The organism is Janthinobacterium sp. JF4, from assembly GCF_059617925.1.
Window position 1 is genome coordinate 156,717 of sequence record NZ_JCAQAV010000002.1, and the last position, 26,115, is coordinate 182,831.

At 58.8% G+C, this 26,115-nt stretch carries 30 protein-coding genes; 2 read left to right on the top strand and 28 right to left on the bottom strand.

All coding sequences use genetic code 11. The features are described from left to right. Positions 1 to 2 precede the first annotated feature (2 nt). The 4 genes from msrP to AC54AF_RS02525 all read right to left on the bottom strand — a co-directional run bounded on the left by msrP (position 3) and on the right by AC54AF_RS02525 (position 5,324). Positions 3 to 980, bottom strand: coding sequence for a protein-methionine-sulfoxide reductase catalytic subunit MsrP (gene msrP, locus AC54AF_RS02510; protein WP_131688276.1), 978 nt, complete (start codon positions 978 to 980; stop codon positions 3 to 5). Between the two features lie 191 nt (positions 981 to 1,171). Next, the gene (gene ccsB / locus AC54AF_RS02515; RefSeq protein WP_131688291.1) at positions 1,172 to 2,323 is read right to left on the bottom strand and encodes a c-type cytochrome biogenesis protein CcsB; all 1,152 of its coding nucleotides are present in this window, start codon (positions 2,321 to 2,323) and stop codon (positions 1,172 to 1,174) included. Between the two features lie 49 nt (positions 2,324 to 2,372). Then, a complete protein-coding gene (locus tag AC54AF_RS02520; protein WP_496635173.1) occupies positions 2,373 to 4,469 on the bottom strand; it encodes a cytochrome c biogenesis protein ResB in 2,097 nt (698 codons plus the stop codon). A gap of 183 nt (positions 4,470 to 4,652) precedes the next feature. Further along, on the bottom strand, positions 4,653 to 5,324 hold the full coding sequence (locus tag AC54AF_RS02525; protein ID WP_496635175.1) for a c-type cytochrome: 672 nt from the start codon (positions 5,322 to 5,324) through the stop codon (positions 4,653 to 4,655). A 186-nt stretch (positions 5,325 to 5,510) separates the two neighbouring features. On the opposite strand from AC54AF_RS02525, the gene yihA reads away from it, so the two are divergent. After that, positions 5,511 to 6,254 (top strand): ribosome biogenesis GTP-binding protein YihA/YsxC, encoded by a 744-nt coding sequence (gene yihA, locus AC54AF_RS02530; RefSeq protein ID WP_034778293.1) that lies wholly within the window; start codon positions 5,511 to 5,513, stop codon positions 6,252 to 6,254. 76 nt (positions 6,255 to 6,330) lie between these two features. Here yihA and AC54AF_RS02535 read toward each other — a convergent pair whose 3' ends face one another. The 5 genes from AC54AF_RS02535 to AC54AF_RS02555 all read right to left on the bottom strand — a co-directional run bounded on the left by AC54AF_RS02535 (position 6,331) and on the right by AC54AF_RS02555 (position 13,944). After that, positions 6,331 to 7,218: a hypothetical protein gene (locus AC54AF_RS02535; RefSeq protein ID WP_496635177.1), complete on the bottom strand. Its 888-nt coding sequence runs from the start codon at positions 7,216 to 7,218 to the stop codon at positions 6,331 to 6,333. 271 nt (positions 7,219 to 7,489) lie between these two features. Then, positions 7,490 to 10,600: an efflux RND transporter permease subunit gene (locus AC54AF_RS02540; RefSeq protein WP_131688279.1), complete on the bottom strand. Its 3,111-nt coding sequence runs from the start codon at positions 10,598 to 10,600 to the stop codon at positions 7,490 to 7,492. Next, the gene (locus tag AC54AF_RS02545; RefSeq protein ID WP_496635179.1) at positions 10,597 to 11,769 is read right to left on the bottom strand and encodes an efflux RND transporter periplasmic adaptor subunit; all 1,173 of its coding nucleotides are present in this window, start codon (positions 11,767 to 11,769) and stop codon (positions 10,597 to 10,599) included. Before AC54AF_RS02545 ends, AC54AF_RS02540 begins: the two co-directional genes overlap by 4 nt. 91 nt (positions 11,770 to 11,860) lie before the next feature. Next, complete coding sequence (locus AC54AF_RS02550) at positions 11,861 to 13,219, bottom strand: ATP-binding protein (RefSeq protein ID WP_496635181.1); 1,359 nt, start codon at positions 13,217 to 13,219, stop codon at positions 11,861 to 11,863. Then, positions 13,216 to 13,944, bottom strand: a complete 729-nt coding sequence (locus AC54AF_RS02555; protein WP_034753223.1) for a response regulator — start codon at positions 13,942 to 13,944, stop codon at positions 13,216 to 13,218. Before AC54AF_RS02555 ends, AC54AF_RS02550 begins: the two co-directional genes overlap by 4 nt. A 186-nt stretch (positions 13,945 to 14,130) precedes the next feature. Here AC54AF_RS02555 and AC54AF_RS02560 point away from each other — a divergent pair, with 186 nt between their 5' ends. Next, on the top strand, positions 14,131 to 14,676 hold the full coding sequence (locus tag AC54AF_RS02560) for a Spy/CpxP family protein refolding chaperone (protein ID WP_496635183.1): 546 nt from the start codon (positions 14,131 to 14,133) through the stop codon (positions 14,674 to 14,676). Positions 14,677 to 14,763: 87 nt separating this feature from the next. Here AC54AF_RS02560 and dsbD read toward each other — a convergent pair whose 3' ends face one another. The 19 genes from dsbD to rplN form a co-directional block, all read right to left on the bottom strand. Continuing rightward, a complete protein-coding gene (gene dsbD, locus AC54AF_RS02565; protein WP_496635185.1) occupies positions 14,764 to 16,710 on the bottom strand; it encodes a protein-disulfide reductase DsbD in 1,947 nt (648 codons plus the stop codon). Positions 16,711 to 16,881: 171 nt separating this feature from the next. Next, positions 16,882 to 17,274, bottom strand: a complete 393-nt coding sequence (gene rplQ / locus AC54AF_RS02570; RefSeq protein ID WP_131688284.1) for a 50S ribosomal protein L17 — start codon at positions 17,272 to 17,274, stop codon at positions 16,882 to 16,884. A 133-nt stretch (positions 17,275 to 17,407) separates the two neighbouring features. Further along, on the bottom strand, positions 17,408 to 18,385 hold the full coding sequence (locus AC54AF_RS02575) for a DNA-directed RNA polymerase subunit alpha (RefSeq protein ID WP_008444343.1): 978 nt from the start codon (positions 18,383 to 18,385) through the stop codon (positions 17,408 to 17,410). A 111-nt stretch (positions 18,386 to 18,496) separates the two neighbouring features. Further along, positions 18,497 to 19,120, bottom strand: a complete 624-nt coding sequence (rpsD, locus tag AC54AF_RS02580) for a 30S ribosomal protein S4 (RefSeq protein WP_010394478.1) — start codon at positions 19,118 to 19,120, stop codon at positions 18,497 to 18,499. A 257-nt stretch (positions 19,121 to 19,377) separates the two neighbouring features. Then, positions 19,378 to 19,782, bottom strand: coding sequence for a 30S ribosomal protein S11 (gene rpsK / locus AC54AF_RS02585; protein WP_010394475.1), 405 nt, complete (start codon positions 19,780 to 19,782; stop codon positions 19,378 to 19,380). 17 nt (positions 19,783 to 19,799) lie between these two features. Further along, the gene (gene rpsM, locus AC54AF_RS02590; protein ID WP_046681666.1) at positions 19,800 to 20,165 is read right to left on the bottom strand and encodes a 30S ribosomal protein S13; all 366 of its coding nucleotides are present in this window, start codon (positions 20,163 to 20,165) and stop codon (positions 19,800 to 19,802) included. 14 nt (positions 20,166 to 20,179) lie between these two features. Then, positions 20,180 to 20,293, bottom strand: a complete 114-nt coding sequence (gene rpmJ / locus AC54AF_RS02595; RefSeq protein ID WP_010394471.1) for a 50S ribosomal protein L36 — start codon at positions 20,291 to 20,293, stop codon at positions 20,180 to 20,182. Positions 20,294 to 20,335: 42 nt separating this feature from the next. Next, entirely contained in the window at positions 20,336 to 20,554 is a 219-nt protein-coding gene (infA, locus tag AC54AF_RS02600) for a translation initiation factor IF-1 (protein WP_005663428.1), read from the bottom strand. 18 nt (positions 20,555 to 20,572) lie between these two features. Beyond that, positions 20,573 to 21,907, bottom strand: a complete 1,335-nt coding sequence (gene secY, locus AC54AF_RS02605; protein ID WP_010394438.1) for a preprotein translocase subunit SecY — start codon at positions 21,905 to 21,907, stop codon at positions 20,573 to 20,575. A 32-nt stretch (positions 21,908 to 21,939) separates the two neighbouring features. Beyond that, complete coding sequence (rplO, locus tag AC54AF_RS02610; RefSeq protein WP_034753211.1) at positions 21,940 to 22,371, bottom strand: 50S ribosomal protein L15; 432 nt, start codon at positions 22,369 to 22,371, stop codon at positions 21,940 to 21,942. 30 nt (positions 22,372 to 22,401) lie between these two features. Continuing rightward, complete coding sequence (gene rpmD, locus AC54AF_RS02615) at positions 22,402 to 22,581, bottom strand: 50S ribosomal protein L30 (protein ID WP_010394435.1); 180 nt, start codon at positions 22,579 to 22,581, stop codon at positions 22,402 to 22,404. A 10-nt stretch (positions 22,582 to 22,591) separates the two neighbouring features. Next, the gene (gene rpsE / locus AC54AF_RS02620; RefSeq protein WP_010394433.1) at positions 22,592 to 23,110 is read right to left on the bottom strand and encodes a 30S ribosomal protein S5; all 519 of its coding nucleotides are present in this window, start codon (positions 23,108 to 23,110) and stop codon (positions 22,592 to 22,594) included. Positions 23,111 to 23,119: 9 nt separating this feature from the next. Beyond that, the gene (gene rplR, locus AC54AF_RS02625; protein ID WP_071079767.1) at positions 23,120 to 23,482 is read right to left on the bottom strand and encodes a 50S ribosomal protein L18; all 363 of its coding nucleotides are present in this window, start codon (positions 23,480 to 23,482) and stop codon (positions 23,120 to 23,122) included. Positions 23,483 to 23,495: 13 nt separating this feature from the next. Further along, positions 23,496 to 24,029: a 50S ribosomal protein L6 gene (gene rplF, locus AC54AF_RS02630; RefSeq protein ID WP_034778281.1), complete on the bottom strand. Its 534-nt coding sequence runs from the start codon at positions 24,027 to 24,029 to the stop codon at positions 23,496 to 23,498. Between the two features lie 10 nt (positions 24,030 to 24,039). After that, positions 24,040 to 24,435 carry a 30S ribosomal protein S8 gene (gene rpsH / locus AC54AF_RS02635; RefSeq protein WP_034753208.1) on the bottom strand — a complete coding sequence of 132 codons (396 nt, stop codon included), beginning with the start codon at positions 24,433 to 24,435 and terminating at the stop codon, positions 24,040 to 24,042. 14 nt (positions 24,436 to 24,449) lie between these two features. Continuing rightward, on the bottom strand, positions 24,450 to 24,755 hold the full coding sequence (rpsN, locus tag AC54AF_RS02640) for a 30S ribosomal protein S14 (protein WP_010394423.1): 306 nt from the start codon (positions 24,753 to 24,755) through the stop codon (positions 24,450 to 24,452). A gap of 2 nt (positions 24,756 to 24,757) precedes the next feature. Continuing rightward, positions 24,758 to 25,297: a 50S ribosomal protein L5 gene (gene rplE, locus AC54AF_RS02645; protein WP_010394421.1), complete on the bottom strand. Its 540-nt coding sequence runs from the start codon at positions 25,295 to 25,297 to the stop codon at positions 24,758 to 24,760. A gap of 6 nt (positions 25,298 to 25,303) precedes the next feature. Then, positions 25,304 to 25,618, bottom strand: a complete 315-nt coding sequence (rplX, locus tag AC54AF_RS02650) for a 50S ribosomal protein L24 (RefSeq protein WP_034753204.1) — start codon at positions 25,616 to 25,618, stop codon at positions 25,304 to 25,306. 9 nt (positions 25,619 to 25,627) lie between these two features. Beyond that, positions 25,628 to 25,996, bottom strand: a complete 369-nt coding sequence (gene rplN, locus AC54AF_RS02655; RefSeq protein WP_008444317.1) for a 50S ribosomal protein L14 — start codon at positions 25,994 to 25,996, stop codon at positions 25,628 to 25,630. Between the last annotated feature and the right edge of the window lie 119 nt (positions 25,997 to 26,115).

A 26,115-nucleotide genomic window follows, 5' to 3' on the forward strand; every position in this document is an offset into this window, starting at 1 on the left:
CCTTAAAAGAACTTCTTCAGATCCATGCCCGCGTACAAGGAAGCGACATCGTTGTAGCCATTGAACATCAAGGTCTTGCGCTTGCGCGTGAGAAAACCGTCTTCGCCGATGCGACGCTCGGACGCCTGCGACCAGCGCGGATGATCGACGTTCGGATTCACGTTCGAGTAAAAACCGTATTCGGACGGCGCCGACAGGTTCCAGGACGTGCGCGGCTGCTCCTTGACGAAACGGATCTTGACGATGGATTTGGCTGACTTGAAACCATATTTCCACGGCAAGACCATGCGCACGGGAGCGCCATTCTGGTTCGGCAAGGTTTCGCCATACATGCCCAGAGTCAGCAGCGCCAGCGGATGGTTTGCCTCATCGATGCGCAAGCCTTCCGTATAGGGCCACTGCAGCACGCGGCTGCCGACGCCCGGCATTTGTTTCTTGTCGGCCAGGGTGATGAATTCCACGTACTTGGCATTGCCCGTTGGCTCGACCTTCTTGATGATCTCCGAGAAGGAATAACCGACCCACGGGATGACCATCGACCAGCCCTCCACGCAGCGCAGCCGGTACACGCGCTCTTCCAGCGGCGCCAGCTTCAGCAAGGCGTCGAGGTCGAGCGTCATCGGCTTTTTCACTTCGCCTTCGATACTGACCGTCCACGGCCGCGTGCGCAGGGTGCCCGCGTTTTGCGCCGGGTCGCTCTTGTCCGTGCCGAATTCGTAGAAATTGTTGTAGCTGGTGGCGTCTTTATAGGCCGTCTGCTTTTCCAGCGCCGAATAGGCGGGATTCAATTTGGCCGCCAGCTTGGGATTGGTGCCTTGCGCGAAGGCTTCGCGACTGGCCATTTCCAGCAAGGCCGCGCTGGACATCGAGCCCAGCGCCACTTGCTTGATGAAGCTGCGGCGCGATTCGAATACGGCGCGCGGCGTGATTTCGGAAGAATACGGCAACTCAATGCCGTTGGGACTGCGCTTGATCAACATGGCGGCTCCGGGAAAAGGTGATTATTTGTACCTTACACCAGTTTTCCCGGGCCGTTCATGACGCTTCTGTCATGCAAAAAAATGTTACTAAAGTGCCCGAAAAAAGTTCAGGGCAAGGCGCCTTGCCGCAGGCAGTACGCATAGTACGACAAGGCAAGGCAACGCCGCCATGGGCTTTTTCTCGGGTACTTTTACAGTTTTCCGTAAGAATGCAGGCCGGAAAGGAACATATTCACGCCCAGGAAGGCAAACGTCGTCACCAGCAGGCCCACCAGCGCCCACCACGAGGCGACGCGGCCGCGCAAGCCCGTCATCAGGCGCATGTGCAGCCAGGCTGCATAGTTGAGCCAGACGATCAGCGCCCACGTTTCTTTCGGGTCCCACGACCAGTAGCCGCCCCACGCTTCGGCCGCCCACAGGGCGCCCAGGATGGTCGCTACCGTGAAGAAGGCAAAGCCGACAGAAATGGCCTTGTACATGACGTCGTCGAGCACTTCCAGCGACGGCAGGCGGTCGACCAGATAGCCGCTCGATTTGAGCAGGTAGGCCGCCGCCACCATGGCCGACAGCGCGAAAGTGCCGTAGCCGATGAAATTGGCCGGCACGTGAATCTTCATCCACCAGCTTTGCAGGGCCGGCACCAGCGGCTGGATTTCGGCCGCGTCGCGCGTGACCGTGTACCACATCAGGAACACGACGGCCGCCGAAATGACCAGCATGACGAAGGCGCCCAGCTGGCGCGTCGCGTAATGCTGCTCGTAATACAGGTAGAACATGGCCGTGATCAAGGAAAACAGGATGAACACTTCATACAGGTTCGACACGGGGATGTGGCCCACGTCGGCGCCGATCAGGTAAGACTCGTACCAGCGCACCAGCATACCCGTCAGGCCCAGCACGACGCCAGCCCAGCACAGCAGGGAGCCGACGGACGAGCCGAATTCCGAGCGCGCCACCAGGCCGATCCAGTAGAACAGGGTCGACAGCACGAACAGGGTACCCATCCACAGGATGGCGGATTGGCTCGACAAGATGTATTTCAGGAAGAATTTCTGGTTCGCCATCTCCAGGTGGCCGGCGTACAGCTCGATGGCGAACAGCGACAGCACGGCCGCCACGGGGATCAGCCAGCGCACGGGCTTCCAGTACCAGCCCAGCCACGCGAACGTGGGCGCCGCGGCCAGCAAGATAACCTTTTCGTAGATATCCATGAAGGCGCCAAAACGCACGAGGCCGAACAGGGAGGCGGCCAGCAAGCCGGCGCCGTACAGCCAATCGATCAGGCTCAGGCGCTTGAAAAATCCTGGTTCCTGCGTATATATTTGCTTGTTTGCCAATTCCATCATTTTCTCCATTCCCGGCGACGCGCAAGCGTCCCAGACACAGCGCAGCTTACGCCGATTGCGGCAGCTTTGCCTTCAAGTTCTCAAATTCTTTTTCAAAATCCAGTGTCTTGCGTTGCGTGCTCATGGCCATCAAGGCCACGCTGCCGCCCTCGCCATCCTTGATCCATACCCACAGGCGGCGCTCACGGATATAAAACATGGAAAACACGCCGATCACGAGGAACAGACAACCGAGGTAGACCACGCTCTTGCCCGGCGAACGCGTCACCTGCAACACGGATGCCTTGATTTCCGTGAAGTCGTCCAGTTGCAGATACACGGGCGCGCCATAGAAGAAGCTGTCGGACAGCGCATTCGTGGCCAGTTGCAGGAAGCGGCCGTGCTTGTCATCGGCCTCGATGGCTTTCAAGCCATCCTGGGCGCGCGCCGCCTGCCACAAGTCCCACAGGCTGCCATTCAGGATTTTCATGAAGATATCGGCCGCTTTTTCTTGCTCGGCAGCTGGAACTTTCTCCAGGAAACGCGAAATGGCGAGGAAACCGCCCTCTTGCCCATTGCCGGCAAAGATGCCCAGGCTCTTCGCCGCCGACTCCTGCAGCTGGCTGCGCAAGGCTTCCGCACCCGCCTGCGGCATGGCGCGCGCCGCATAGCGCGTGGCGGCCTGCTGGCGCAACGCGGGATCTTGCAGCGCGGCACGCAAGCGCATCCATTCGTTCACGCTGTAATTGTCATCGGCGGGAATGCGCAGATAGCTGAACGGGTCGCTGGGGTTGACGCGCATGCCGGCCAGGAACACCGTCGTGCCGTCCACGGTGACGGGCTGCATGTAGTTCTGATACTCGCGCGCCTGGCCCGTCTTGTCGCGCAATTTGTATTGCACCGAGGGACCGACGTTCTTGAGGTCCTTGTTATTCGCGTTCTTCGCGGCCGAACCGAGGCGCTTGTCCAGGCCGACGGCGAATTTATCGTTAAAACTTTCCGCCTTGCTGACGGCGCGCACATCCTGGCCGGCGCTGAGGTTTTCCACGTTGAAGGGACGGAAACTCGACCATTCCACCGTGTAGGAATTGCCATCGCTGCGCTCGAGCGGCGTGCTGCTGCCCACTTCGCCGCCGATATCGAAACGCTTCGTCGTCTTGCCCGTCATGGGGAAACCCGTCAACTTGAGCTTGCTGCCGCCATCTTCAAAGCTGGACTGGTACAGGGCCAGGCCCTTGTACAGCAGCGGCTGGTTGACTTTGATGGTTGCGGGGAAACTTTCACCCGTTGCATGATCGGTGACGACCACATCGCTGGCAAACAGCTTGGGCATGCCCGTGCTGTAGAAATCGATGTGGAATTTTTTCAGCAGGATGGTGATGGGCAGATCCTGGATCAGCACGCCATCGGCCTGGGGAATGATGGCCGTGTTGCTCGACGAGCCTTCCGGGATCATGGTATTGCCGCGGAAAGTGGGGTTCGACAGGCTCAGGCGGTGCTGGGCGGGAATGTCGGCGATCACGCCGCTGCCGGAAAACGGCGTCTTGCCAAAGAACCATTGCTGCACGCGGATCGGCATTTCCGAATCGAGCAAGCCGCCCACGCAGATGATGACAATGGCGCCGTGGGCAAAGATATAGCCCCATTTATTGGCCGCGCCCCGCTTGGCGGCCACCAGGGTGGCGTTGTCCTTCTCGACCACCTTGGCCTGGTAGCCAGCGTCTTTCAGGCGCATCACCATCTGCTGCGCCAGCACGGCGCGCGGCAGCGGCGCCTGCCATTCCATCTTGTGGTGGAAATTGCGCAGCGATTGCTCGCGCACGGTTTCGCGCCAGCTGCGCATGTCCTTGAGCATCTTCGGCGCATTGCGCACGATGCACAGCGAGGTCGAGGCGACGAGGAAACCCATGATCACCAGGAACCACCAGGCCGAATACACGGAATACAGGCTCAGCTTGTCGAAGACGGCGAACCAGAACGGCCCGAACTGGTTCACATAATTGGGCATGGGCTCGTTTTGCTTGAGCACGGTGCCGATGATGGACGCGACGGCGATCAGGGTCAGCAGGCTGATGGCAAAGCGCATCGACGAGACCAGCTCGACGAACTCAGCGAGGCTGCGGCGTTGGGTCTTTAACTCGATTCCGGTCGTGCCTGTGCTCATACGTGGATACTCATACGGGATATGCAATCTTCAAGAAATGTGGCATGGAGCAGATAGTTTCTCCGCGCAAGGCGGCAGCATACTCCTGTTTGACCCCTGCCATAAAAAAGGGCAGCCTGTGGAGACGGCCGCCCTTGTTCATGCGCGCTGGTGCGCCTGGCAATCTCTTGCCACTATGAAAACTTACTTCAGGCCGGCGATGTAATCGGCAACGGCGGCAATCTCGTCATCCGACATGCGGGCGGCGATGGTGTGCATTTGTGCACTGTTCTTGCGGGCATCGGCCTTGGTGCTGCGGAACATGGCCAACTGGGCCACCGTGTAGTCCTGGTGCTGGCCGGCGATGCGCGGGTACTGGACGGGAATGCCATTGCCCGTCGCGCCATGACAGCTGGCGCAGGCGGCAACTTGCTTGGAAGCAATGCCACCACGATAGATTTTCTTGCCCAGGTCGATCGTGTCCTTGTTTTTCGCGGCGCCCGGCGTGGACAGTTGCGCGCCCAGATAGGCGGCGATATTTTTCTTGTCGGCGTCGCTGAGCATCTTCGCGTACGTCGTCATGACGGGCTGGTTGCGCTCCGGCGTGGTGAAGTCGACCAGTTGCTTGTAGATATAGCTTTCGTGCTGGCCGGCCAGCTTCGGATTGACGGCGATGGTCGAGTTGCCGGCCGCGCCATGGCAGGAGACGCAGGCAGGCAAGCCGCGCGCCGCATCGCCATCGGCGTACAGGGTGGCGCCCTTGGCAGCGTCGGCCTTGACGGCCGGTTTCGGTGCTTCGACCGCGGAAGCAGTTGCCGATACAGCCAGCAAAGCGAGCAGCATGGATTTGATAAACGGTGAAAACGCACGATTCATTCAGGCACCCTGAGACAGTGAGAAATTAGTGGTGGACATTGCCGCGCCCTGTGGATTTTTGCTTTATTTTCAGGGCCGCAAGCCGCATCGCTGCTACGCCGGCAACAATAAACAACCCCTTATTGTACAATAGCTTCTTGGCGTTATCGCTCCCTTATCGCTCCCTTTTGTTGCTTTACTACTCCCATGTCAAAACTCTGGCAAGCCCGCTTCTTTACGACCGTCAACCAATTGCGTGACCTGCCCGATACCACGGTGCCGGAAATCGCCTTTGCCGGCCGCTCCAATGCCGGTAAATCGACCGCCATCAACATCTTGTGTAATCAGAAAGGCTTGGCGTTCGCCTCCAAGACACCTGGCCGTACCCAGCACATCAACTACTTCTCCATCGGCGGCGCCCACGTGGCGCAGCACCGCAAGGATGCCACCATCGTCGAAGAGATCGAATGCCTGCTGGTCGACTTGCCGGGCTACGGCTACGCGGAAGTATCGGGCTCGGCCAAATTGCACTGGCAGCGCCTGCTGGGCGACTACGTGCAGCGCCGCGAGCAATTGGCCGGTTTGATCCTGATCATGGATTCGCGCCGTCCGTTCACCGACCTGGACATTCAAATGCTGGAATGGTTCGCCCCGACGGGTAAACCAATTCACTGCATCCTGACCAAAGTCGATAAGCTGAACCGCAATGAATCCGTGAATGCCTTGCGCCAAGCGAAAGCCAAGCTCGACAGCTATGTGGATGAAGACGGCGTCGGCTTCCCGTTCACCGTGCAACTGTTCTCTGCCTTGAAAAGAGTCGGCATCGACGAAGCCAACGACAAGATCATGGAACTGGCCGGCATCAGCGAAGATGGCGCGGCCCAGATGGTCGAACTGATCGACATGGAAGACGACGTCGAGCCGGAAGCGGGAACCGACAAGCCCGCCTGATTTTCTCCAGCGGCAAACAAAAAGGCTGCCCGTTCACACGGCGCAGCCTTTTTTATGCCGTCAGCCTGGCTGGCGCCTAGCGCCGCCCCGGCCCTGAGCGCTTCTCGGAAAAGAATTCCTGGCGCAGGAAAGCCATCAGCTCGGCCGTGTCTTCCACGCGGGCACTGAGGTTGACGTTGCGCCCCAGCCGGCGCGATTCCCAGACGAAGTCGCCGGGTTTTTCGGCGCGGATCAGCTGGATCATCTTCTTGATGATGGCCGTTTCGATATCGGGTTCATTGCCCAGCTCCACTTTTTCCTGCTTCAGCCAGTTGCGCTTGAAGTTGCCGTTCCAGCCCTTGAACTTGACTTCCGCGCTGAACGAGGTCTGGTTGACGATGGAAAACACGCCGCCCGAATCCTCGCGGTCGCTGCCGGAATTGCGTCCCTGGGCGCCGGCGATATTCGCCTTGGCCACGCGCATGGCGCGGTCGTTTTCGCTTTCCTCGGCCGGTGGCGTGGGGTTCTGCGCCTCGCGCTGCTTGCGGCGCTGCTCGATCATCGAGCTCATGTCTTCAGCCGGCGGCGGCGGCAACGGCACTTTCGATACCCGCGGCGGCGTGAAGGTTTCCAGTTTTGGCTTGTCGCGCGGTACGTCTTTTGTGACCACGCGCTTGCTCGGCGCCGGCGGCGGCTTGACCTTGGCCACTTTCGTGTCCTTCGGTTTCGGCGTGGGTTTCGGCTGGGGCTTCGGTTGCGGTTTGTCCTTCAGCGGCGCAATGTAGACCATCGCGCTTTCCTTCTTCGGCGGCGGGATCTTTTCGATCGTATCGCTACGCAACAGCGCATACGCCGCCAGCAGCACGTGCAGCAAGACGGACACGCCAAGCGCCACCTTGCGCATGGTGCTGGTCCTGGACCCGTAGGCCGGTGGTGGCTGGATCACTTGCCCGCAGGTGGGGCAAACATCGGAATCGGCAGCCATCAAATGGGTCGTGTCATGCAAAATGAATCGTGCTTTCTGTGTAGCGAAGAAATAACATTACAGGGCAGCCATAGTGCCAGAGTCCCTTGCTTTTGGGAACACTTCCTCGGCATTGCCAACCCGAAGCGTACAGGATAGCGACATTCCTTGCAGCGCTAAGCAGAGTACCCGAGCCATCGCTTGACGGTTGTTACCGTATGTATCACGGCCCATACAAAACCGGCGCCGCATTCACGCAGGAACGGGGCGCCGGAGGTGGCCGTGTGGCGGCTCAGGCCTTGTTGTCGAGCGCCACCAGTTGCTCGTCCGTCATCGGCCCCGTGCCGCTGTACTTGTCCAGGAACAGATAGATGACGGGGGTGATGAACAGGGTAATCACTTGCGAGAAGAGCAAGCCACCGACCACGGCCAGACCCAGCGGCTGGCGCAACTCGGCGCCGGCGCCCAGGCCCAGGGCAATCGGCAAGGCGCCCATCAAGGCCGCCGCCGTGGTCATCATGATGGGACGGAAACGCAGGATGCACGCCTGGCGGATGGCCTCTGCCGGCGCCAGCCCGTCGTTGCGCTGCGCATGCAGGGCGAAGTCGATCATCATGATGGCGTTTTTCTTGACGATGCCGATCAGCATCAGGATGCCGATGATGGCAATCATGGTCAGGTCCATGCCGAACAGGCGCAGGGTCAGGAGCGCCCCCACGGCCGCCGATGGCAGGCCGGCCAGGATGGTCAGCGGGTGGATATAGCTTTCATACAGCACGCCGAGCAGCACATAGATGACGGCCAGCGCGGCAATGATGAGGATGATCTGGCTGGACTGCGAGCTCTGGAACACGGCCGCGTCGCCGCCGTAGCGCGTGATGATGGAGGCTGGCAAGCTCATGTCCTTGGCCATCGCGTCGATCCTGCCCGTGGCGACGCCGAGCGGCACGTCCGGCGCCAGGTTGAAGGCGATGGTCACGGCCTGCAACTGCCCCTGATGATTCACGGAGGTGGGACCGATCGTACGTTCCACGTAAGCAATACTCGACAGTTTCACCAATTCGCCCGTCTTGCTGCGCACGGATACGCGCGTGAGGGCATCGTCATACTGGCGGTCGGCCGTGGCCGCTTCCAGGATCACGTAATAGCTGGCGGCCGAGGAATAGATGGTCGACACTTGCCGCTCGCCAAAGGCGCTGTACAGGGCCGTGCGGATGTCGGACATTTGCACGCCCAGCAGATTAGCCTTGTCGCGGTCGATCCTGAGGGACGCCTGCAAGCCCTTGATCTGCGAGTCGCTGGTGACGTCGCGGAAGGCGGGATCGGTGCGCATGCCGGCAATAAACTTTTCCGCCCAGTCATTCAAGGCGTCGGGACTGACGCTTTGCAAGGTGTACTGGTAGCGGCTCTTGCTCTGGCGCCCGCCCAGCTGCAAGTTTTGCACGGGCCGGAAATACACGGCCATGCCGGGCACGGTGCCCGCCGCGCGGCGCAGGTTTTCCAGCACCACCGGCATTTTCGGCCGCTCGCTGCGCGGTTTCAAGACCATGAACATGCGGCCCGTGTTGCCGCCGCCGACGAACGACGTCACATCCTGCACGCTGGGGTCCGCCTTGAGCACGGCCGCCACGCGCGCTTGCAAGTCTTGCAGTGCCGCCGAGGAAATGTCTTCCGACGCTTCCGTATTGACCTGGATCTGGCCCAGGTCTTCCTCGGGGAAGAAACCTTTCGGTATGGTCGCGTACAACAGCACCGTCAGCGCAAAGGTACACACGGCAACGAAGAGCACCACGTTGCGGTGCGCGAGGGCCTTGTCGAGCAGATACACATAGCCGTTGCGCAATGCCGTGAAACCCGCTTCGAAATGGCGGCCGATGAAGGTTTTCTCGCCATGCGTGGGGTCGCTGTCATTGTGCTCGCGCGAATCGGCAGGCAGGAAGCGGCTGGCCAGCATCGGCACCAGGGTCAGCGACACGACGGCCGACACCAGCACGGCCAGCGAGACGACCACGGCGAATTCATGGAACAGCAAGCCGATCACGCCCGGCATGAAGAAGATGGGAATGAACACGGCCACCAGCGAGACGGAAATCGAGATGATGGTAAAGCCCATCTCTTTCGCCCCTTCCAGCGCTGCGCGTATCGGTTTCTTGCCCATCTCGATATGGCGCACGATGTTTTCCAGCACCACGATGGCGTCGTCGACCACAAGGCCCACGGCCAGGGTAATGCCCAGCAGGGAAACGTTATCGAGGCTGTAGCCGAGCCAGTACAGCAGGGCCAGCGCGCCGAGCAGGGAAATCGGCATGGTGACGGCAGGAATGAAAGTGGCGGCCGCGCGGTGCAGGAACAGGAAGATCACCAGCACCACCAGCACCACCGTCAGGGCCAAGGTCAAATTCACGTCGTGGATGGCTTCGCGGATCGACAGCGAACGGTCGTTGACCAGGCTGATCTGTATCGACTGGGGCAATTGTTCCTTGAAGCCCGGCAGCAAACGGCGCACGCCATCGACCACTTGCACGGTGTTGGCGTCCGGTTGGCGCTGCACCATCAGGCTGATCGAGCGCTCGCCATTGAAACTGCCGACGGACTTGATCGATTGAAAGCTGTCTTCCACCTCGGCCACGTCTTTCAGGCGCACGGGCTGGCCGTTGCGGCTGGCGACGATCAGTTCGGCAAAGTCGGCCGCTTTCATCATTTGCGGATTGCCCTGGATGGTCAGGGTCTGGCTGGGGCCGTCAAGGATGCCCAGCGGCGAATTCGTGTTCGAGGTGCGCAAGGCAACAGCCAGCTCATCCATCGTCAGGTTGCGCGCGTTCATCAGGTCGGCACGGGCGCGCACGCGCACGGCAAAGCGTTTCTGGCCATTGACGATGACTTGGGCGACGCCAGGCAGGGTCGACAGGCTGGGGGCGATCAGGTTTTCCGCATAGTCGTTGAGGTCCGACAAGTTCAGCGAGGGCGACGTCATCTGGATGAACAGCACGGGCGCATCGGCCGGATTGACCTTGCGGTAGGACGGCAGGTCCGTCATTTCCGTCGGCAACTGGCGCTGCGCGCGCAGCAGGGCCGCCTGCACGTCGACGGCCGCCTCGTTGACATTGATGCTGGCGTCAAATTCCAGGGTCAGCGAGGTATTGCCCAGCGTACTCGTGGAGGTGATCAGGCTCAGGCCGGAAATGGTGGAAAACTGCTTTTCCAGTGGCAAGGCCACCGACGAGGCCATGGTTTCCGGGCTGGCGCCGGCCAGGTCGGCGCTGACGTTGATGACGGGCGTGTTGTAGCTTGGCAAGGCCGCCACGGGAATTTGCAGGTAGGCCAGCACGCCGGCCAGGATGATGGAGAGGGACAGCAACACCACCATGACGGGGCGGCGGATGCTCAGTTCGGACAGGTTCATGCTGGCTTGCCCTGCGCTGCGGCGGCGCCTTCGACAGCCTTGTGTTTTTCCACCAGGCGCACCTTGCTACCCGGACGCAAGTTCTGCTTGCCATCGACGATGACCTTTTCATCGCCGCTCAATCCGGTGACGACGGCGCCCGGTCCGAACGCGTACACGCGCGTCACCTTGCGCATCCTGGCCGTGTTGTCCGCCTCCATCGAGTACACGAAGGTGCCGACGGTACTCGTGATGATGGCATTTTGCGGGATCACCAGCGCATCCTTGAGGGTGCGCACGGTCAGCTGTGTATTTACATACTGGCCTGGCCACAAGTCGGTGCCGCCATTATTGAAGCGCGCCTTGACCTTGATCACGCCGGTGGCGGGATCGACGGCATTGTCGATAAAGCTCAGTTTGCCATCGAGCTGCTTGCCGCCCGCGTCGGACAGCAACGCCGTGACAGGCACCTCGCCCGCCTTTTGCGCCGCCAGCAAGCCCGACAGGCTGCTTTCCGGCAGAGTGAACGACACGTCGATCGGGTCGAGCTGGGTGATGCTTGTCAAGGACGTGGCCGGCTGCACCAGGCTGCCCGCGTAGACATTGATGGCGCCCACCCTGCCCGCCTGCGGCGCGCGCAGGATGGTGTAGCTGGAGTCGACCTGGGCGGCGCGCAAGGCGGCCTGGTCGGCGGCCAGCAAGGCGCGTGCCGCGTCGAGCTGGCTTTGCAGGGTATCGACGGCGCCCTGGGCGATGAAGTTTTTGCTCAGCAAATCCTGGTTGCGCTTGAGCTGGCGCTCGAAGTCCTGCACCGAGGCGCGGTCACGCAATACCTGCGCCTGCGCCTTGTCGACATTCGCATGCTCGCTACGCGCATCGAGGGTGAACATCAGCTCGCCCTGCTTGACGAACTGGCCTTCGCGGATATGCACCTTGGTAATAGTGCTGGTCGTCTGCGGGTGCAAGTCAACGCTGCTGATCGGCATCACGCTGCCATTGGCTTGCAACACCATCGGCACATCCTGGCGCACGGGCGCAACCACGCTCACCGTCGTCGGCGCCTGTCCGCCCTTGCCCCCTTTGCCATCCTGCCCGCCGGTCGCCGCGCCGGACAGATGATTGAAATACCAGATGCCGCCACCGATACACAGGACCGCACCCACGAGGATTGCCAGACTAGTCTTTTTCATTGTTCTGTCACGCTGTTGCAGCGCAGGGCTGCAGGTTGAATGTAGTGGTTGCCAGAGAGGCAGAAAACACAATATTGTCGCATGGAAATGCTCACTTTCCTGCGTAATACTCTGGCACGATGAGGGTGACTTCCAGTCCACCGTCGACATGGTTGAGCAGTGAAACCGTGGCGCCGTGCTGCTCGGCGATATTGCGCGCGATGGTCAGGCCCAGGCCCGTGCCGCCCGACTCGCGCGAACGCGAAGTCTCGATGCGGTAAAACGGTTCGAACACTTTCACCAGTTGATCTGGCGCAATGCCCGGCCCGCCGTCGCGGATGCGGATACGCGCGGCACCGGCGATGCGCTCGACGGTCACCTGCGCGTGGTGGCCATATTTGACGGCATTGTCGATCAAGTTCACCAGGCAGCGCCGCATGGCAATGGGTCGCGCCATCAAGGCCATGCCAGCCTGTCCACTGAGGGTGACTTTCTGGCCGGCATCGGCCGCATCGGAGCAGACGCTATCTAACAGGGAATCGAGATCGAGCGCCTGCATCGCTTCCGTGCTGTCCATCGAGCGGGCCAGGTCCAGCCCTTCCTTGACCATGCTTTGCATGGCCGACAGGTCGCCCACCAGACGGTCATACAGTTCCGTATCGGCCACTTTTTCCAGGCGCAAGCGCAAGCGCGTCAGCGGCGTCTGCAAGTCATGCGTGATGGCGGCCAGCATCTGTGTACGCTGAGAAATGTGCTGGCGGATGCGCGCCTGCATGGCATTGAAAGCGGCGCTGGCCTGGCGGATCTCGCTGGCGCCCGACAGGGTCAGCGGCGGATGGTTGATGTCGTTGCCCAGGTCTTTCGCCGCCTGCGCCAGCTGTTTGAGCGGGCGCATGGTCATGCGCGTGACCAGGTAGGCGAGGATAGCGATGCTGATCAGGAAAGGCAGCAGAGTCATCCAGTCGTTATGTTCATTGAACGGCGGCTGCTGGCGCGGCGGCAAGACCATCAGGCGCAGCACGTGGCCGTCCTGCATGCGCACGTCGAGGTTTTCGCAGGTGCCGCCCCATGGCTTGGCGGCAAACATACCCGGCGACTGGCGCGGCTTGACGCAGGCGGGCGGGCGTTCGGCCAGGGCGCTGACCTTGAAGCCCTCGCCCAGCTTGGCTTGCAGGGCGCCGGAAAATTCCGTCGGCGCGCCGGGCGTGTGTTCCGTCGCGGGACGCAGCTCCAGGCGCACGCTGCCCTTGTTGGCCACTTTCAGGTAGGCGGCGCGCGAGGCCAGCGGCACCACGTCAGCCGCCATCACCAGCTGCTCGGCCCGCTCGACGGCGTGGTAGTCGCGGTATTGCTCGATGGCGCGCTGACGTTCGCCCACGGCCAGCCACTGCGTCAGCGCGGCCGAAGCGACGATGCCGATCAGCAAAAACATGAAGACTCTGCCCGTCATCGAGCCCAGGAAGGCTTTCACGCGTGCGGCTCCACATTGACCTGGCCGGCCAGCACGTAGCCGCCGTTGCGCACGGTCTTGATGATTTGCGGCAAGCGGGCATCTTCGCCAAGCTTTTGCCGCAAGCGGCTGATCTGGATATCGATCGAGCGGTCGAATGGATCGGCGTCGCGCCCCTGTGTCAGGTTCAGCAGCTGGTCGCGGTTGAGCACGCGGTTCGGGTGCTCCAGGAACACGCGCAGCAAGCGGAATTCCGCGCCCGACAGCATGATCACCAGGCCGCTGGGATTGAGCAGGTGGCGCGCCGTCAAGTCCAGCGTCCAGCCGGAAAAACGGATTTGCTGCGCCTTGTCCGATGGCACGTTCGACGGCATGGCATGGCTGCGGCGCAGCACGCTGCGTATGCGCGCCAGCAATTCGCGGGGCTCGAACGGTTTCGGCAAATAATCGTCGGCGCCCATTTCCAGGCCCAGGATACGGTCCAGCGGCTCATTGCGCGCCGTCAACATGATCACCGGCACGGTCGACTGCGCGCGCAGCTTGCGGCACAAGGTCAGGCCGTCGTCGCCAGGCAGGTTCAAGTCGAGCACGATCAGGTCGGGCCGCGTTTCATCGAGGATTTTCCACATGGCCGTGCCATCAGCCGCGCCCAGGGTGCGGTAGGCGTTCGTTTCCAGGTAGTCCGCCAGCAAGCTGCGGATATCGCGGTCGTCGTCGACGATGAGAATTGTAGAAGTGGGTTCCATGGTACGAATTATCCCCACTTCGCCCGCCCTTGCACAACGCATTTGTATCGTCTTGTATATAGAAGACCCGAAGAAACATATAGATACAAACTGTCTGGCAGCGGACACTTCGGGGAAACATGGAGAGTCCAACATGGATTCATGTGCAGCAACATGTACATCCCTCACTTTGACAAAGGAATCCAGATGAACGCCTCAATGACAACCTTGCGCAAGAATTTGATCATCGCCATGAGCGTACTCGGCATGGGTGCGGCATCGCTGACCGTCCACGCCCAGGAAGCGGCCGCCAGCGCGCCTGCCGCCAGCACCAAGATGCAACATGACGGCCAGCGCGGCCAGCACCGCGGTGGCAACCCGGCCGAGCGCATGGCCAAGTACCAGGCCCGCCTGCACGACAAGCTGAAGCTGACGGCCGCGCAGGAACCGGCCTGGGCCACTTTCACGGCCGCCAATGCGCCGAAAAAACCGATGGGCGACTGGAAAGCCAGGCGCGAAGCGATGGCCAAGCTGTCGGCGCCGGAACGCATGGAGCAATGGATCGCCATGTCAAAGGAACGCATCGCCGGCCAGGAAAGCCGTCTGGCCTCGCTGAAAACCTTCTACGCCGTGCTGACGCCGGAGCAAAGGAAAGTGTTTGACGACAGCGTGCCTGGCGGCAAGCACGGCGGCCATCGCGGTGGCCACCATGGCGGTCACCACGGCATGCAGCAGCATCCCAAAGCCGGGTAGGTCGGATTAGGTCCGCAGGACCGTAATCCGACAACTTTGTTGGCGTGTACGGTGGTGTCGGGTTACGCCCTTACGGGCTAACCCGACCTACTCGTCGAGCTTGCGCAAGGAAGTCAGGAACGTCGATGCATTCTGGAAGCCGATCACGCGCGACTGGGCGATTTCCTGCCCCTGCCGGTTGAACATGATGATGCCCGGCGGGCCGAACAGCTGGAAGCGTTTCAGCATGGCCTTGTCGTCCGCGTCATTGGCCGTCACGTCCACCTGCAGCAGCACGGCTTGCCCCATCTTCTCGCGCACGGCGGGATCGACGAAGGTCAGCTTTTCCATCTCGATGCACGACACGCACCAGTCCGCATAAAAATCCAGCAAGGCCGGCTTGCCATTCAGCTGCGCCAGCGCCGCATCGAGCTGCGCCACGGTCTTTACGCGCGTAAACGGTTGCGCGTGGACTTGGCCACCACCGAGGTGGGCCAGCGGCGCCAGCGGGTCGCGGCCACCGCTGGCAACGCCCACCAGCTGCATCGCGCCCAGTACGGCAAAGACGAGGCCGAAGGCCTTGCCGATCCAGGCGTTCTGCGCGCCGCTCTTACCCATCAGCAAATACATGCCGTAGCCGACGAACAGCACCGTCCAGCCCAGCATCTGCACGGCGCCCGGCAGCACGGGCGAGACCAGCCACCAGGCCACTCCCAGTTGCAGCACGCCAAAGAAGCGCTTGACGGCATCCATCCAGGCGCCGGCACGGGGCAGCAAGGTGCCAGCCGACACGCCCACCAACAGCAAGGGCACGCTCATGCCCACCGCCATGGCAAACAGGGCACTGCCGCCGATGACGACGTCGCGCGTCTGGCTGATGTACAGCAAGGCGCCGGCCAGCGGCGCAGCCACGCATGGCCCCACGATCAGGGCGGAAATGGCGCCCATGACGAACACGCCTGCCAGGCGGCCCGACGATTGCTGGTTCGATACGGACGTCAGCTTGCCTTGCAGGAAAGCCGGCACCTGCAGTTCATACAAACCGAACATCGACAGCGCCAGGCCGGCCATCAGCAGGGCAAAGAAACCCAGCACCCAGGGGTTCTGCAGCTGGGCCGCCAAGCCTTCGCCCGCCAGCCCGGCCGCCACGCCCAGCGCCGTATAGACGATGGCCATGCCCAGCGCGTATGTCAGCGACAGCAGCAAGCCGCGCGAGCGGCTGACCTTGGCGCCATCGCCGATGATGATCGATGACAGGATAGGCACCATCGGCAGCACGCACGGTGTAAACGCCAGGCCCAGGCCCAGCAGCATGAACAGGGGCACGATGACGAGCAGCTTGCCGCCCTTCAGTGCCGCTTCGATCTTGCCCATCTCGCTTTGCGCGGGCGCGGCGCTTGCCGCCACGGGGGCCGCCGCTACCGTCTCGGGCATGCTGGTGATATCGGCCTGCGGAATGCTCAGCACGGATACCCCAGGCGACGCTTGCGCCTGCGGCCCGTTGACGGCTGCCGTGTCGACTGCCGGCGCGGAAGGCAAGGCAAATTTCGACGGCAAGCCGCCCGGCGCCATGCTCTGGCCGCCGCCACCGCCCACCAGCTGGGCCGTCGCATCCTGCGGCGCATAGCACAAGCCCTTGTCGGAGCATCCCTGTCCCGTCGCCTTCAGGGTGAACGCCCCGGCCGCCTCCACGGGAATCGTGATGGTGAGGGTCTTGCGGAACGTTTCCACGTTCTTCTGGAAGGTGTCGTCGAACTTGACCTTGCCAGCCGGATACACGGGCGTGCCCAGCTTGGCGCCCACGGCCTCGAACTTGAAGCGCTCGTGGTACATATAGTAGCCATCGGCAATTACATAGGTGACGGCGATGGTGGACGGATCCTGCATGCGGGCAGAAAATTTGAAAGCCAGCTCGGGATCGAGGAATTCATCGTCGGCAAGGGCATGATTGCTGCCAAAGACGGCCATGGCCAGCAGCAAGCAGGTGGCAAACCAGATCAGCAGTTGATGCAGGGGAGCGGCGCGCGCGGTGGCGCTGGAGGGGAAACGGGACATGAACGACCTTTTTCTGCGGCATCAGCTGTGCCATTCAACAAGAGACGCGCGGGGCGTGCAGTGGCTGCAGGGCCGGCGCGAAAGAAGAATAGTACACCGCAGCAAAGATAGCTGCAGCAGAAAACAAAAAAGCCAGGCTAGGCCTGGCTTTCTTAGATGCAATTGCCGGGATTACTCGCCAGCAACTTCAACTGCTTCGGTCGTATCTGGACGATCCATCAGTTCAACGAACGCCATAGGAGCGTTATCGCCGACGCGGAAACCCATTTTCAGGATACGCACATAGCCGCCGTTACGGTTGGCGTAACGTGGGCCCAGTTCAGCGAACAGCTTCAAGACCATTTCACGATCGCGCAGGCGGTTGAAGGCCAGACGCTTGTTTGCCAGGCAGTCAGTTTTGCCCAAGGTCAGAATTGGCTCGACAACGCGACGCAGTTCTTTTGCTTTTGGCAGGGTGGTTTTGATCGCTTCGTGACGCAGCAGCGATACTGTCATGTTGCGCAGCATTGCCAGACGGTGGGACGAGGTACGATTCAGTTTACGGAGGCCGTGACCGTGACGCATGATAAATCCTTTCGGTGAGTGTTTAAATTCCAGCTCTTCGATCGATGAAGCTAGTGCAACATCGCGGGCCGGTTTGGTGCTTCAAAATAAAAGCCTGGGACACCTGTCCCAGGCAGTTTGCTACAACTACGAATTACTTTTCCAGGCCGGCAGGCGGCCAGTTTTCCAGCTTCATGCCCAAGGTCAAGCCGCGCGATGCCAGCACTTCCTTGATTTCGTTCAGGGACTTGCGGCCCAGGTTTGGCGTTTTCAGCAGTTCGTTTTCCGAACGTTGGATCAGGTCGCCGATGTAGTAGATGTTTTCCGCTTTCAGGCAGTTCGCCGAACGCACGGTCAACTCCAGGTCGTCGACTGGACGCAACAGGATAGGATCGACCAGCGGAGCACGCGATGGCGCTTCGGCGGCAGCTTCCGTGCCTTCCAGGGCAGCGAACACATTCAACTGGTCCACCAGGACGCGGGCCGACTGGCGGATCGCTTCTTCCGGCGAGATCACGCCGTTGGTTTCGATGTTGATGATCAGCTTGTCCAGGTCGGTACGCTGTTCGACGCGAGCCGATTCAACGAAGTACGAGACACGGCGCACTGGCGAGAACGACGCATCCAGAATGATGCGGCCGATGGTCTTGTTCGTGTCTTCCGACAGGCGACGCACGTTGCCAGGAACGTAGCCGCGGCCTTTTTCAACCTTGATCTGCATGTCCAGCTTGCCACCAGCGGTCAGGTGGGCGATCACGTGGTCAGGGTTGATCAGTTCGACGTCATGCGGCAGGTCGATGTCGGAGGCCAGGATGGCGCCTTCGCCTTCTTTTTTCAGGGTCAGGGTTACCGAATCGCGGTTGTGGACTTTGAAAACCACACCCTTCAAGTTCAGCAACAGATCGACGACGTCTTCTTGCACGCCATCGAGGGAAGAATATTCGTGGACGACGCCAGCGATCGTCACTTCGGTCGGCGCGTAGCCTACCATCGACGACAGCAGAACGCGGCGCAACGCGTTACCCAATGTGTGGCCGTAGCCGCGCTCGAACGGTTCCATCACGACCTTGGCGTGACCTGCCCCGAGAGCTTCAACATCGATAATACGTGGCTTCAACAAACTGTTTTGCATGAAATGTCCTTTTCAATACCCTCGGCTCATTACACCGATAAGGCTGATGGCATTAGTGAAACGCCCACTTTACAAAAGCAAAGTGGGCGGAGATCTTGCTACTGACTACTATTAACGCGAGTACAGCTCGACGATCAGCGATTCGTTGACGTCGTTAGCGATTTCGTTACGCTCTGGCAGGGACTTGAAGGTGCCTTCCATTTTCTTGGCATCAACCGAAACCCAGCTAGGCATGCCAACTTGTTCAGCCAGCGACAGTGCTTCAACGATACGCACTTGCTTTTTCGATTTTTCACGAACAGCAACGATGTCGCCAACTTTGACCGCGTACGAAGCGATGTTCACAACGATACCGTTCACGGTAAACGCTTTGTGGCTGACCAATTGACGCGCTTCAGCGCGGGTCGAGCCAAAGCCCATGCGGTAGCAAACGTTGTCCAGACGCGTTTCCAGCAACTTCAACAGCGTTTCGCCGGTGTTGCCTTTACGACGGTCTGCTTCAGCGAAGTAGCGGCGGAATTGACGTTCCAGCACGCCGTACATGCGCTTGACTTTTTGCTTTTCGCGCAGTTGGTTACCGTAGTCCGAGGTGCGGGCGCCGGATTTGACACCGTGCTGGCCTGGTTTGACGTCCAGTTTGCACTTGCTGTCCAGCGAGCGACGTGCGCTCTTCAGGAACAGGTCAGTACCTTCACGGCGGGAGAGTTTTGCTTTAGGTCCGATATAACGTGCCACGATACTTCCTTTTTTTAATGATAACGCCCCAGCCACATGCATGATCAAACACGCTGCTGCGGTTAGGCGCTAGTCTGACTCAGCTTCAATCAGACGGTGGCTGAAAACGAAAAACCCGCCAAATGGAATTTGACAGGCAAGAACAGCCGGGCAGTATAACCGTTTCCGGCTCCCTGCTCCAGCGATTTCACACAACTGTACTGAGTTACAACAGATAGCAAAGCAGCTGGCGCCGAAGCGCCCTCTGCAGCACTATCTTAGATACGACGACGTTTCGGTGGACGGCAACCGTTGTGCGGTACCGGCGTCACGTCCTGGATCTCGGTGATCTTGATGCCCAGGTTGTTCAGCGCGCGAACGGCGGATTCACGACCAGGACCTGGGCCCTTGATACGTACTTCCAGGTTCTTGACGCCACACTCAACAGCCACTTTACCAGCGGCTTCCGCGGCGACCTGCGCTGCGAACGGGGTCGATTTACGCGAACCCTTGAAGCCTGCACCGCCGGAGGTAGCCCACGACAAGGCATTGCCTTGACGATCGGTGATGGTAATGATGGTGTTATTGAACGAAGCGTGGACATGTGCAATGCCTTCAGCGACGTTCTTTTTAACTTTTTTACGCACGCGTGCTGATGCGGCGTTATTTTGCGACTTAGCCATAATTATTCCCTAGCGGATTATTTTTTCAGCGATTGAGCGGCTTTACGCGGTCCCTTGCGGGTACGTGCGTTCGTACGCGTACGCTGGCCACGGCAAGGCAGACCCTTACGATGACGCATGCCGCGGTAGCAACCCAGATCCATCAAACGCTTGATGTTCATGGACAGTTCACGACGCAGATCGCCTTCGACGATGAATTTACCTACTTCATCGCGCAGTTTTTCCAGTTCGCTGTCATCCAGATCTTTGATCTTTTTGTTGGTTGCTACACCGGTCGATGCACAGATTTTCTCTGCGCGTGGACGGCCCACACCGTAGATGGCCGTCAGGCCGATAACGGTATGCTGATGATTTGGGATATTAACCCCTGCAATACGTGCCATTTGTTATTCCTCGATTAACCTTGACGCTGCTTGTGACGTGGTTCCACGCAGATTACGCGGACTACGCCTTTGCGCTTGATGATCTTGCAGTTGCGGCAGATCCGCTTGACTGATGCGAGAACTTTCATTTTGGGGCTCTTTCTTTCGCTTCTTTGGTTTGATTCAGTGTGTTACTTGGTACGGAACACAATGCGGGCTCGGCTCAGGTCGTACGGCGTTAACTCCACCGTCACCTTGTCTCCAGGGAGAATGCGAATATAATTCATCCGCATTTTACCTGAAATATGCCCGAGCACCACGTGTCCGTTCTCCAGCTTCACTCGAAATGTTGCATTTGGGAGATTCTCAAGAATCTCGCCCTGCATCTGTATGACGTCGTCTTTTGCCATTCGGTATGTTTACCGCGCTTAACGCGTCGGAATTCCGCCCTTGAAATTTGCTTTGCGCAGCAGCGAATCATATTGCTGCGACATCACGTAGTTCTGTACTTGCGCCATGAAATCCATGGTGACAACTACAATAATCAATAAAGAAGTACCGCCGAAATAGAATGGTACTTTCCACTGGGCTTGCATAAATTCCGGCAATAAACACACCAGGGTGATGTAGACTGCGCCGGCAAGTGTCAAGCGTGTCAGGATCTTGTCGATGTAACGGGCTGTCTGCTCGCCTGGACGGATCCCGGGAATGAACGCACCGCTTTTCTTCAAGTTATCCGCTGTTTCCTTGCTGTTAAACACCAGCGCTGTATAGAAGAAACAGAAAAACACGATCGCCACTGCGTACAACAGCGCATGGATAGGCTCACCAGGCCCCATCGATGCTGCCAAATCTTTCAAGAACCGCACCGCAGGGTTAGCGTTGTCGGCGCCCTTTGAAAACCAGTCCACGATAGTGGCCGGAAACAAGATGATCGAAGAAGCAAAGATCGGCGGGATCACGCCGGCCATGTTCAGCTTCAACGGCAAATGGCTGGTTTGACCGCCATAAATCTTGTTGCCTACCTGGCGCTTCGCGTAATTGACCAATATTTTGCGCTGACCACGTTCGACGAATACAACGAAGTACGTTACCAGTGCTACCAGGATCACGATGAAAATCGCGCTGAAGCTGCCGATCGAACCATTCGACACCTGAGTGAACAAGCCACCCAACGCCGACGGCAGACCTGCTGCAATCCCGGCAAAAATGATGATCGAGATGCCATTCCCCAAGCCACGCTCGGTAATTTGCTCACCCAACCACATCAAAAACATTGTTCCGGTCAACAAAGTGACGACCGTCACGAAGCGGAATGCAAGACCAGGTTCCAACACCAGACCAGCTTGCGACTCCAGTGCGACTGCAATGCCCAACGCTTGGAACAGTGCCAGGGCAACCGTGAAATACCGGGTGTACTGGGTGATCTTGCGACGACCTGCTTCGCCTTCTTTTTTCAACGCTTCCATCTGCGGTGACACGATCGACAGCAATTGCATGATGATCGAGGCCGAGATATAAGGCATGATACCCAGCGCAAACACTGTAAAACGAGACAAGGCACCGCCCGAGAACATGTTGAACATGCCCAGGACGCCGCCTTCGTGCTCCTTGAACAGCGAGGCTAATTGTGTCGGGTCAATCCCGGGAACCGGGACGTGAGCACCGATACGATAAACCACCAATGCGCCAAGCAAAAACCAGAGCCGTCCCCAAGGGAAACCGGCCGCTGCACTTTTAGCAAGTTGTGGATTAGTCGCCAATTTTCGCTCCGATCAAGCTGTTAGCGGTCAACTCAGGCTACCGAGCCGCCGGCTGCTTCGATGGCGGCTTTCGCGCCAGCGGACACTTTCAAGCCCTTCAAATTCACCGCTTTGGTGATTTCGCCGGACAAGATCACGCGCACGTCACGGGCCAACACGCCCAGAACGCCAGCTTGCTTCAAGACCAGAATGTCGACATCGCCAACAGCCAGGTTGTTCAGATCGGACAGGCGCACTTCAGCTTTGAAGGTTGCGTGCATCGATTTGAAACCGCGCTTAGGCAGACGGCGTTGCAGAGGCATCTGACCGCCTTCGAAACCGACTTTATGAAAGCCGCCCGAACGCGATTTCTGACCTTTGTGACCACGACCCGAGGTTTTACCCAGGCCGGAGCCGATACCGCGACCGACGCGACGCTTGTAGTGCTTAGCGCCTTCGGCTGGTGCAATAGTATTCAATTCCATGATTTGCTCCGTTCGTGTAAGCCCGAAGGCTTACCCGACAACTTTAACGAGATACGATACTTTATTGATCATGCCGCGTACGGATGGGGTGTCTTGCAATTCGGAAACCGAATTTACACGACGCAGACCCAGACCGCGCACGGTAGCGCGATGCGATTCGCGCGTACCGATCAAGCCCTTGACCAATTGCACTTTGACTGTGTTTGTCATTTTGTCCACCTTAAGCCAGAATGTCTTCGACCGACTTGCCGCGTTTGGCAGCGATATCGGAAGCAGTGCTCATTTTCGACAGGCCGTCCAGCGTAGCGCGTACCAGGTTGTATGGGTTGTTCGAACCGGTGGATTTCGCCACCACGTCCGTCACGCCCATCACTTCGAAGATAGCGCGCATGGCGCCACCAGCGATAACGCCAGTACCAGGCTTAGCTGGGTTCATCAGGACCTTGGAGGCGCCGTGACGACCAACAACCGTGTGATGCAAGGTGCCGTTTTTGAGCGGTACTTTGATCAGGTTGCGACGGGCTTCTTCCATTGCCTTCTGCACGCCAACTGGCACTTCTTTCGATTTGCCCTTGCCCATGCCGACGCGGCCATCGCCATCACCAACTACGGTCAGCGCGGCGAAACCCATGATACGACCACCCTTGACCACTTTGGTCACGCGGTTGATCGCGATCATTTTTTCGCGCATGCCATCATCCGGCTTGTCGCTTTGCATTTTTGCTTGCATTTTTGCCATGATTGATCCTTAGAACTTCAGACCGGCTTCGCGTGCGGCTTCTGCCAACGCTTTCACACGGCCGTGGTAACGGAAACCGGAGCGGTCAAACGCAACTTCGGTAATCCCTGCTTTCAACGCTTTTTCAGCGACGCGCTTGCCGATCAAGGCTGCAGCAGCGGCATTGCCGCCTTTGCCGGATTGGCCTGCCAGTTCAGCGCGAACTTCCGCTTCAGCCGTCGAGGCCGAAACCAGGATTTTTGCATCCGGGCTGATCAGGTTGGCGTAAATGTGCAGGTTGGTGCGATGCACCGACAAGCGATTTACTTTCAATTCCGCAATCTTGATGCGGGTTTGGCGTCCGCGGCGAAGCCGTGATTCTTTCTTATCCATCGTCAGCCCCTAATTACTTCTTCTTGGTTTCTTTAAGCTTAACCACTTCGTCCGCATAGCGAACGCCCTTGCCTTTATAAGGCTCAGGAGCGCGGTAAGCACGAACTTCAGCGGCTACCTGGCCAACCTGTTGACGGTCGATACCTTTAATCAGGATCTCGGTCGGGGTTGGTGTTGCGCAGGTAACGCCAGCTGGCATGTCATGCACTACAGGGTGCGAGAAACCCAGGGACAGATTCAACTTGTCGCCTTGAGCTTGCGCCTTGTAACCCACGCCTACCAGGTTCAGCTTTTTCTCGAAACCCTTGGTGACGCCAACAACCATGTTGTTGACCAGTGCGCGCAGCGTGCCGGACATGGCATTGGCTTCGCGGCTGTCGTTCGCCACGTCGAAACTCAGGGTTCCTGCATTGTTTTCCACTTTGACCTGGCCGGTGAGGGCCTGGGAAAGTACGCCCAGCGGGCCTTTTACGGTGATCGCTTGTGCGGAGATGGCGACTTCGGCGCCAGCTGGCACTACGATAGGCATTTTAGCTACTCGAGACATGTGTAACTCCTTAAGCCACGTAGCAAATAACTTCGCCGCCGACACCGGTAGCGCGTGCTTTGCGGTCAGTCATGACGCCTTGCGGAGTCGACACGATCGCCACACCCAAGCCATTCATCACAACAGGGATCTCGTCTTTACCCTTGTAGACGCGCAGACCCGGACGGGACACGCGCTCCAAGCGCTCAATAACGGGACGGCCAACATAATACTTCAAACCGATTTTCAGTTCCGCTTTGCCACCAGCTTCGGCAACAGCGAAATCTTCAATGTAACCCTCGTCCTTCAGGACGCTGGCAATCGCAATTTTGACTTTCGACGATGGCATGGCCACGGTCGTCTTTTGCACGCCTTGTGCATTGCGAATGCGGGTCAGCATATCGGCGATAGGATCGCTCATACTCATTGCATATTCTCCTATTACCAGCTTGCTTTTGTCATACCCGGAATTTCACCACGCATGGCGAATTCACGGAGCTTGATACGACCCAGACCGAATTTACGGAATGTGCCGCGCGGACGACCAGTGATGGCGCAACGGTTACGTTGACGCGTCGGGTTCGAGTTACGTGGCAGCGCCTGCAATTTCAGGCGAGCTTCGTAGCGCTCTTCTTCCGATTTCGATTGGTCATCGACGATGGCCTTGAGAGCTTCGCGCTTAGGGGCGAATTTCGCCACCAGGTCAGCACGCTTGATCTCACGATTAATCAGTGACAGTTTGGCCATGATCAGTTCCTGAAAGGGAATTTAAAGGCGGCGAGCAAAGCTTTGGCTTCGTCATCGGTCTTAGCGGTTGTCGTGATGCTGATATTCATACCGCGCAACGCGTCAATCTTGTCGTATTCGATTTCAGGGAAAATGATCTGTTCCTTGACACCGATGTTGTAGTTGCCACGACCATCAAATGCACGGCCGTTCACACCACGGAAATCGCGTACGCGCGGCAGAGCCACGGTAATGAAGCGATCCAGGAACTCGTACATGCGAGCGCCGCGCAGGGTGACCATCGTACCGATCGGGTAACCTTCACGGATTTTGAAGCCTGCGATCGCTTTGCGGGACTTGGTGGTCACTGGCTTCTGGCCGGCGATCTTGGTCAAGTCAGCAACTGCGTGCTCGAGAACTTTTTTATCCGCGATAGCCTCACCAACACCCATGTTCAGGGTGATCTTGGTCAGGCGTGGAACTTCCATTACCGACTTGTAACCAAACTTGCTGGTCAGGTCGGCAACGACTTTTTCTTTATAGAATTCTTGGAGACGTGCCATGATTTCTTAAGCCTTCACTACTTCGCCGGAGGATTTAAAGATGCGGACTTTCTTGCCGTCCACTTCTTTGAAACCCACGCGATCTGCCTTGCCAGTCGCTGCATTAAACAATGCAACGTTGGACACGTGAATTGGCATGGTCTTATCGACGATACCACCAGTTACGCCAGTCATCGGGTTTGGCTTAGTCGCTTTTTTAGCGATGTTAATGCCGTCAACCACGATATGTTCAGCATCGATACGCTGCTGTACCACACCACGTTTGCCCTTGTCTTTCCCGGTCAGAACGATGACTTCGTCGTTTTTACGAATCTTATCCATTACGACTCCTTACAGGACTTCCGGTGCCAGGGACACGATTTTCATGAACTTCTCAGTACGCAGTTCGCGTGTGACAGGTCCAAAAATACGGGTACCGATCGGTTCCAGCTTGGCGTTCAACAGAACGGCGGCATTGCCGTCGAACTTCACCAGGGAACCGTCTTGGCGGCGAACACCTTTAGCGGTGCGCACAACCACGGCGTTATAAATTTCACCTTTTTTGACACGGCCACGTGGCGCAGCAACCTTAACGGTTACCTTGATCACATCGCCAATGCCAGCATAACGGCGCTTGGAGCCGCCCAATACCTTGATGCACATTACTTCTTTGGCACCGGTATTGTCAGCCACTTCGAGCCGGCTTTCAGTTTGAATCATAGTATTCTCTTTCCCAACTTAAGCCGAAGAATCCACACAATGTAGACCCACGGTCAGTCTTGGTCCCGCCAGAGCCGCCCTGCTGGGCTTCACTGTTTGGGTGCATGACCTTCATACAT

What these genes read in the sequence shown, in the direction of transcription:
- msrP (WP_131688276.1), bottom strand. Translation starts at nt 980, where the DNA reads ATGTTGATCAAGCGCAGTCCCAACGGCATTGAGTTGCCGTATTCTTCC.
- ccsB (WP_131688291.1), bottom strand. Translation starts at nt 2,323, where the DNA reads ATGGAATTGGCAAACAAGCAAATATATACGCAGGAACCAGGATTTTTC.
- AC54AF_RS02520 (WP_496635173.1), bottom strand. Translation starts at nt 4,469, where the DNA reads ATGAGCACAGGCACGACCGGAATCGAGTTAAAGACCCAACGCCGCAGC.
- AC54AF_RS02525 (WP_496635175.1), bottom strand. Translation starts at nt 5,324, where the DNA reads ATGAATCGTGCGTTTTCACCGTTTATCAAATCCATGCTGCTCGCTTTG.
- yihA (WP_034778293.1), top strand. Translation starts at nt 5,511, where the DNA reads ATGTCAAAACTCTGGCAAGCCCGCTTCTTTACGACCGTCAACCAATTG.
- AC54AF_RS02535 (WP_496635177.1), bottom strand. Translation starts at nt 7,218, where the DNA reads ATGGCTGCCGATTCCGATGTTTGCCCCACCTGCGGGCAAGTGATCCAG.
- AC54AF_RS02540 (WP_131688279.1), bottom strand. Translation starts at nt 10,600, where the DNA reads ATGAACCTGTCCGAACTGAGCATCCGCCGCCCCGTCATGGTGGTGTTG.
- AC54AF_RS02545 (WP_496635179.1), bottom strand. Translation starts at nt 11,769, where the DNA reads ATGAAAAAGACTAGTCTGGCAATCCTCGTGGGTGCGGTCCTGTGTATC.
- AC54AF_RS02555 (WP_034753223.1), bottom strand. Translation starts at nt 13,944, where the DNA reads ATGGAACCCACTTCTACAATTCTCATCGTCGACGACGACCGCGATATC.
- AC54AF_RS02560 (WP_496635183.1), top strand. Translation starts at nt 14,131, where the DNA reads ATGAACGCCTCAATGACAACCTTGCGCAAGAATTTGATCATCGCCATG.
- dsbD (WP_496635185.1), bottom strand. Translation starts at nt 16,710, where the DNA reads ATGTCCCGTTTCCCCTCCAGCGCCACCGCGCGCGCCGCTCCCCTGCAT.
- rplQ (WP_131688284.1), bottom strand. Translation starts at nt 17,274, where the DNA reads ATGCGTCACGGTCACGGCCTCCGTAAACTGAATCGTACCTCGTCCCAC.
- AC54AF_RS02575 (WP_008444343.1), bottom strand. Translation starts at nt 18,385, where the DNA reads ATGCAAAACAGTTTGTTGAAGCCACGTATTATCGATGTTGAAGCTCTC.
- rpsK (WP_010394475.1), bottom strand. Translation starts at nt 19,782, where the DNA reads ATGGCTAAGTCGCAAAATAACGCCGCATCAGCACGCGTGCGTAAAAAA.
- rpsM (WP_046681666.1), bottom strand. Translation starts at nt 20,165, where the DNA reads ATGGCACGTATTGCAGGGGTTAATATCCCAAATCATCAGCATACCGTT.
- rpmJ (WP_010394471.1), bottom strand. Translation starts at nt 20,293, where the DNA reads ATGAAAGTTCTCGCATCAGTCAAGCGGATCTGCCGCAACTGCAAGATC.
- infA (WP_005663428.1), bottom strand. Translation starts at nt 20,554, where the DNA reads ATGGCAAAAGACGACGTCATACAGATGCAGGGCGAGATTCTTGAGAAT.
- rplO (WP_034753211.1), bottom strand. Translation starts at nt 22,371, where the DNA reads ATGGAATTGAATACTATTGCACCAGCCGAAGGCGCTAAGCACTACAAG.
- rpmD (WP_010394435.1), bottom strand. Translation starts at nt 22,581, where the DNA reads ATGACAAACACAGTCAAAGTGCAATTGGTCAAGGGCTTGATCGGTACG.
- rpsE (WP_010394433.1), bottom strand. Translation starts at nt 23,110, where the DNA reads ATGGCAAAAATGCAAGCAAAAATGCAAAGCGACAAGCCGGATGATGGC.
- rplR (WP_071079767.1), bottom strand. Translation starts at nt 23,482, where the DNA reads ATGGATAAGAAAGAATCACGGCTTCGCCGCGGACGCCAAACCCGCATC.
- rplF (WP_034778281.1), bottom strand. Translation starts at nt 24,029, where the DNA reads ATGTCTCGAGTAGCTAAAATGCCTATCGTAGTGCCAGCTGGCGCCGAA.
- rpsH (WP_034753208.1), bottom strand. Translation starts at nt 24,435, where the DNA reads ATGAGTATGAGCGATCCTATCGCCGATATGCTGACCCGCATTCGCAAT.
- rpsN (WP_010394423.1), bottom strand. Translation starts at nt 24,755, where the DNA reads ATGGCCAAACTGTCACTGATTAATCGTGAGATCAAGCGTGCTGACCTG.
- rplE (WP_010394421.1), bottom strand. Translation starts at nt 25,297, where the DNA reads ATGGCACGTCTCCAAGAATTCTATAAAGAAAAAGTCGTTGCCGACCTG.
- rplX (WP_034753204.1), bottom strand. Translation starts at nt 25,618, where the DNA reads ATGGATAAGATTCGTAAAAACGACGAAGTCATCGTTCTGACCGGGAAA.
- rplN (WP_008444317.1), bottom strand. Translation starts at nt 25,996, where the DNA reads ATGATTCAAACTGAAAGCCGGCTCGAAGTGGCTGACAATACCGGTGCC.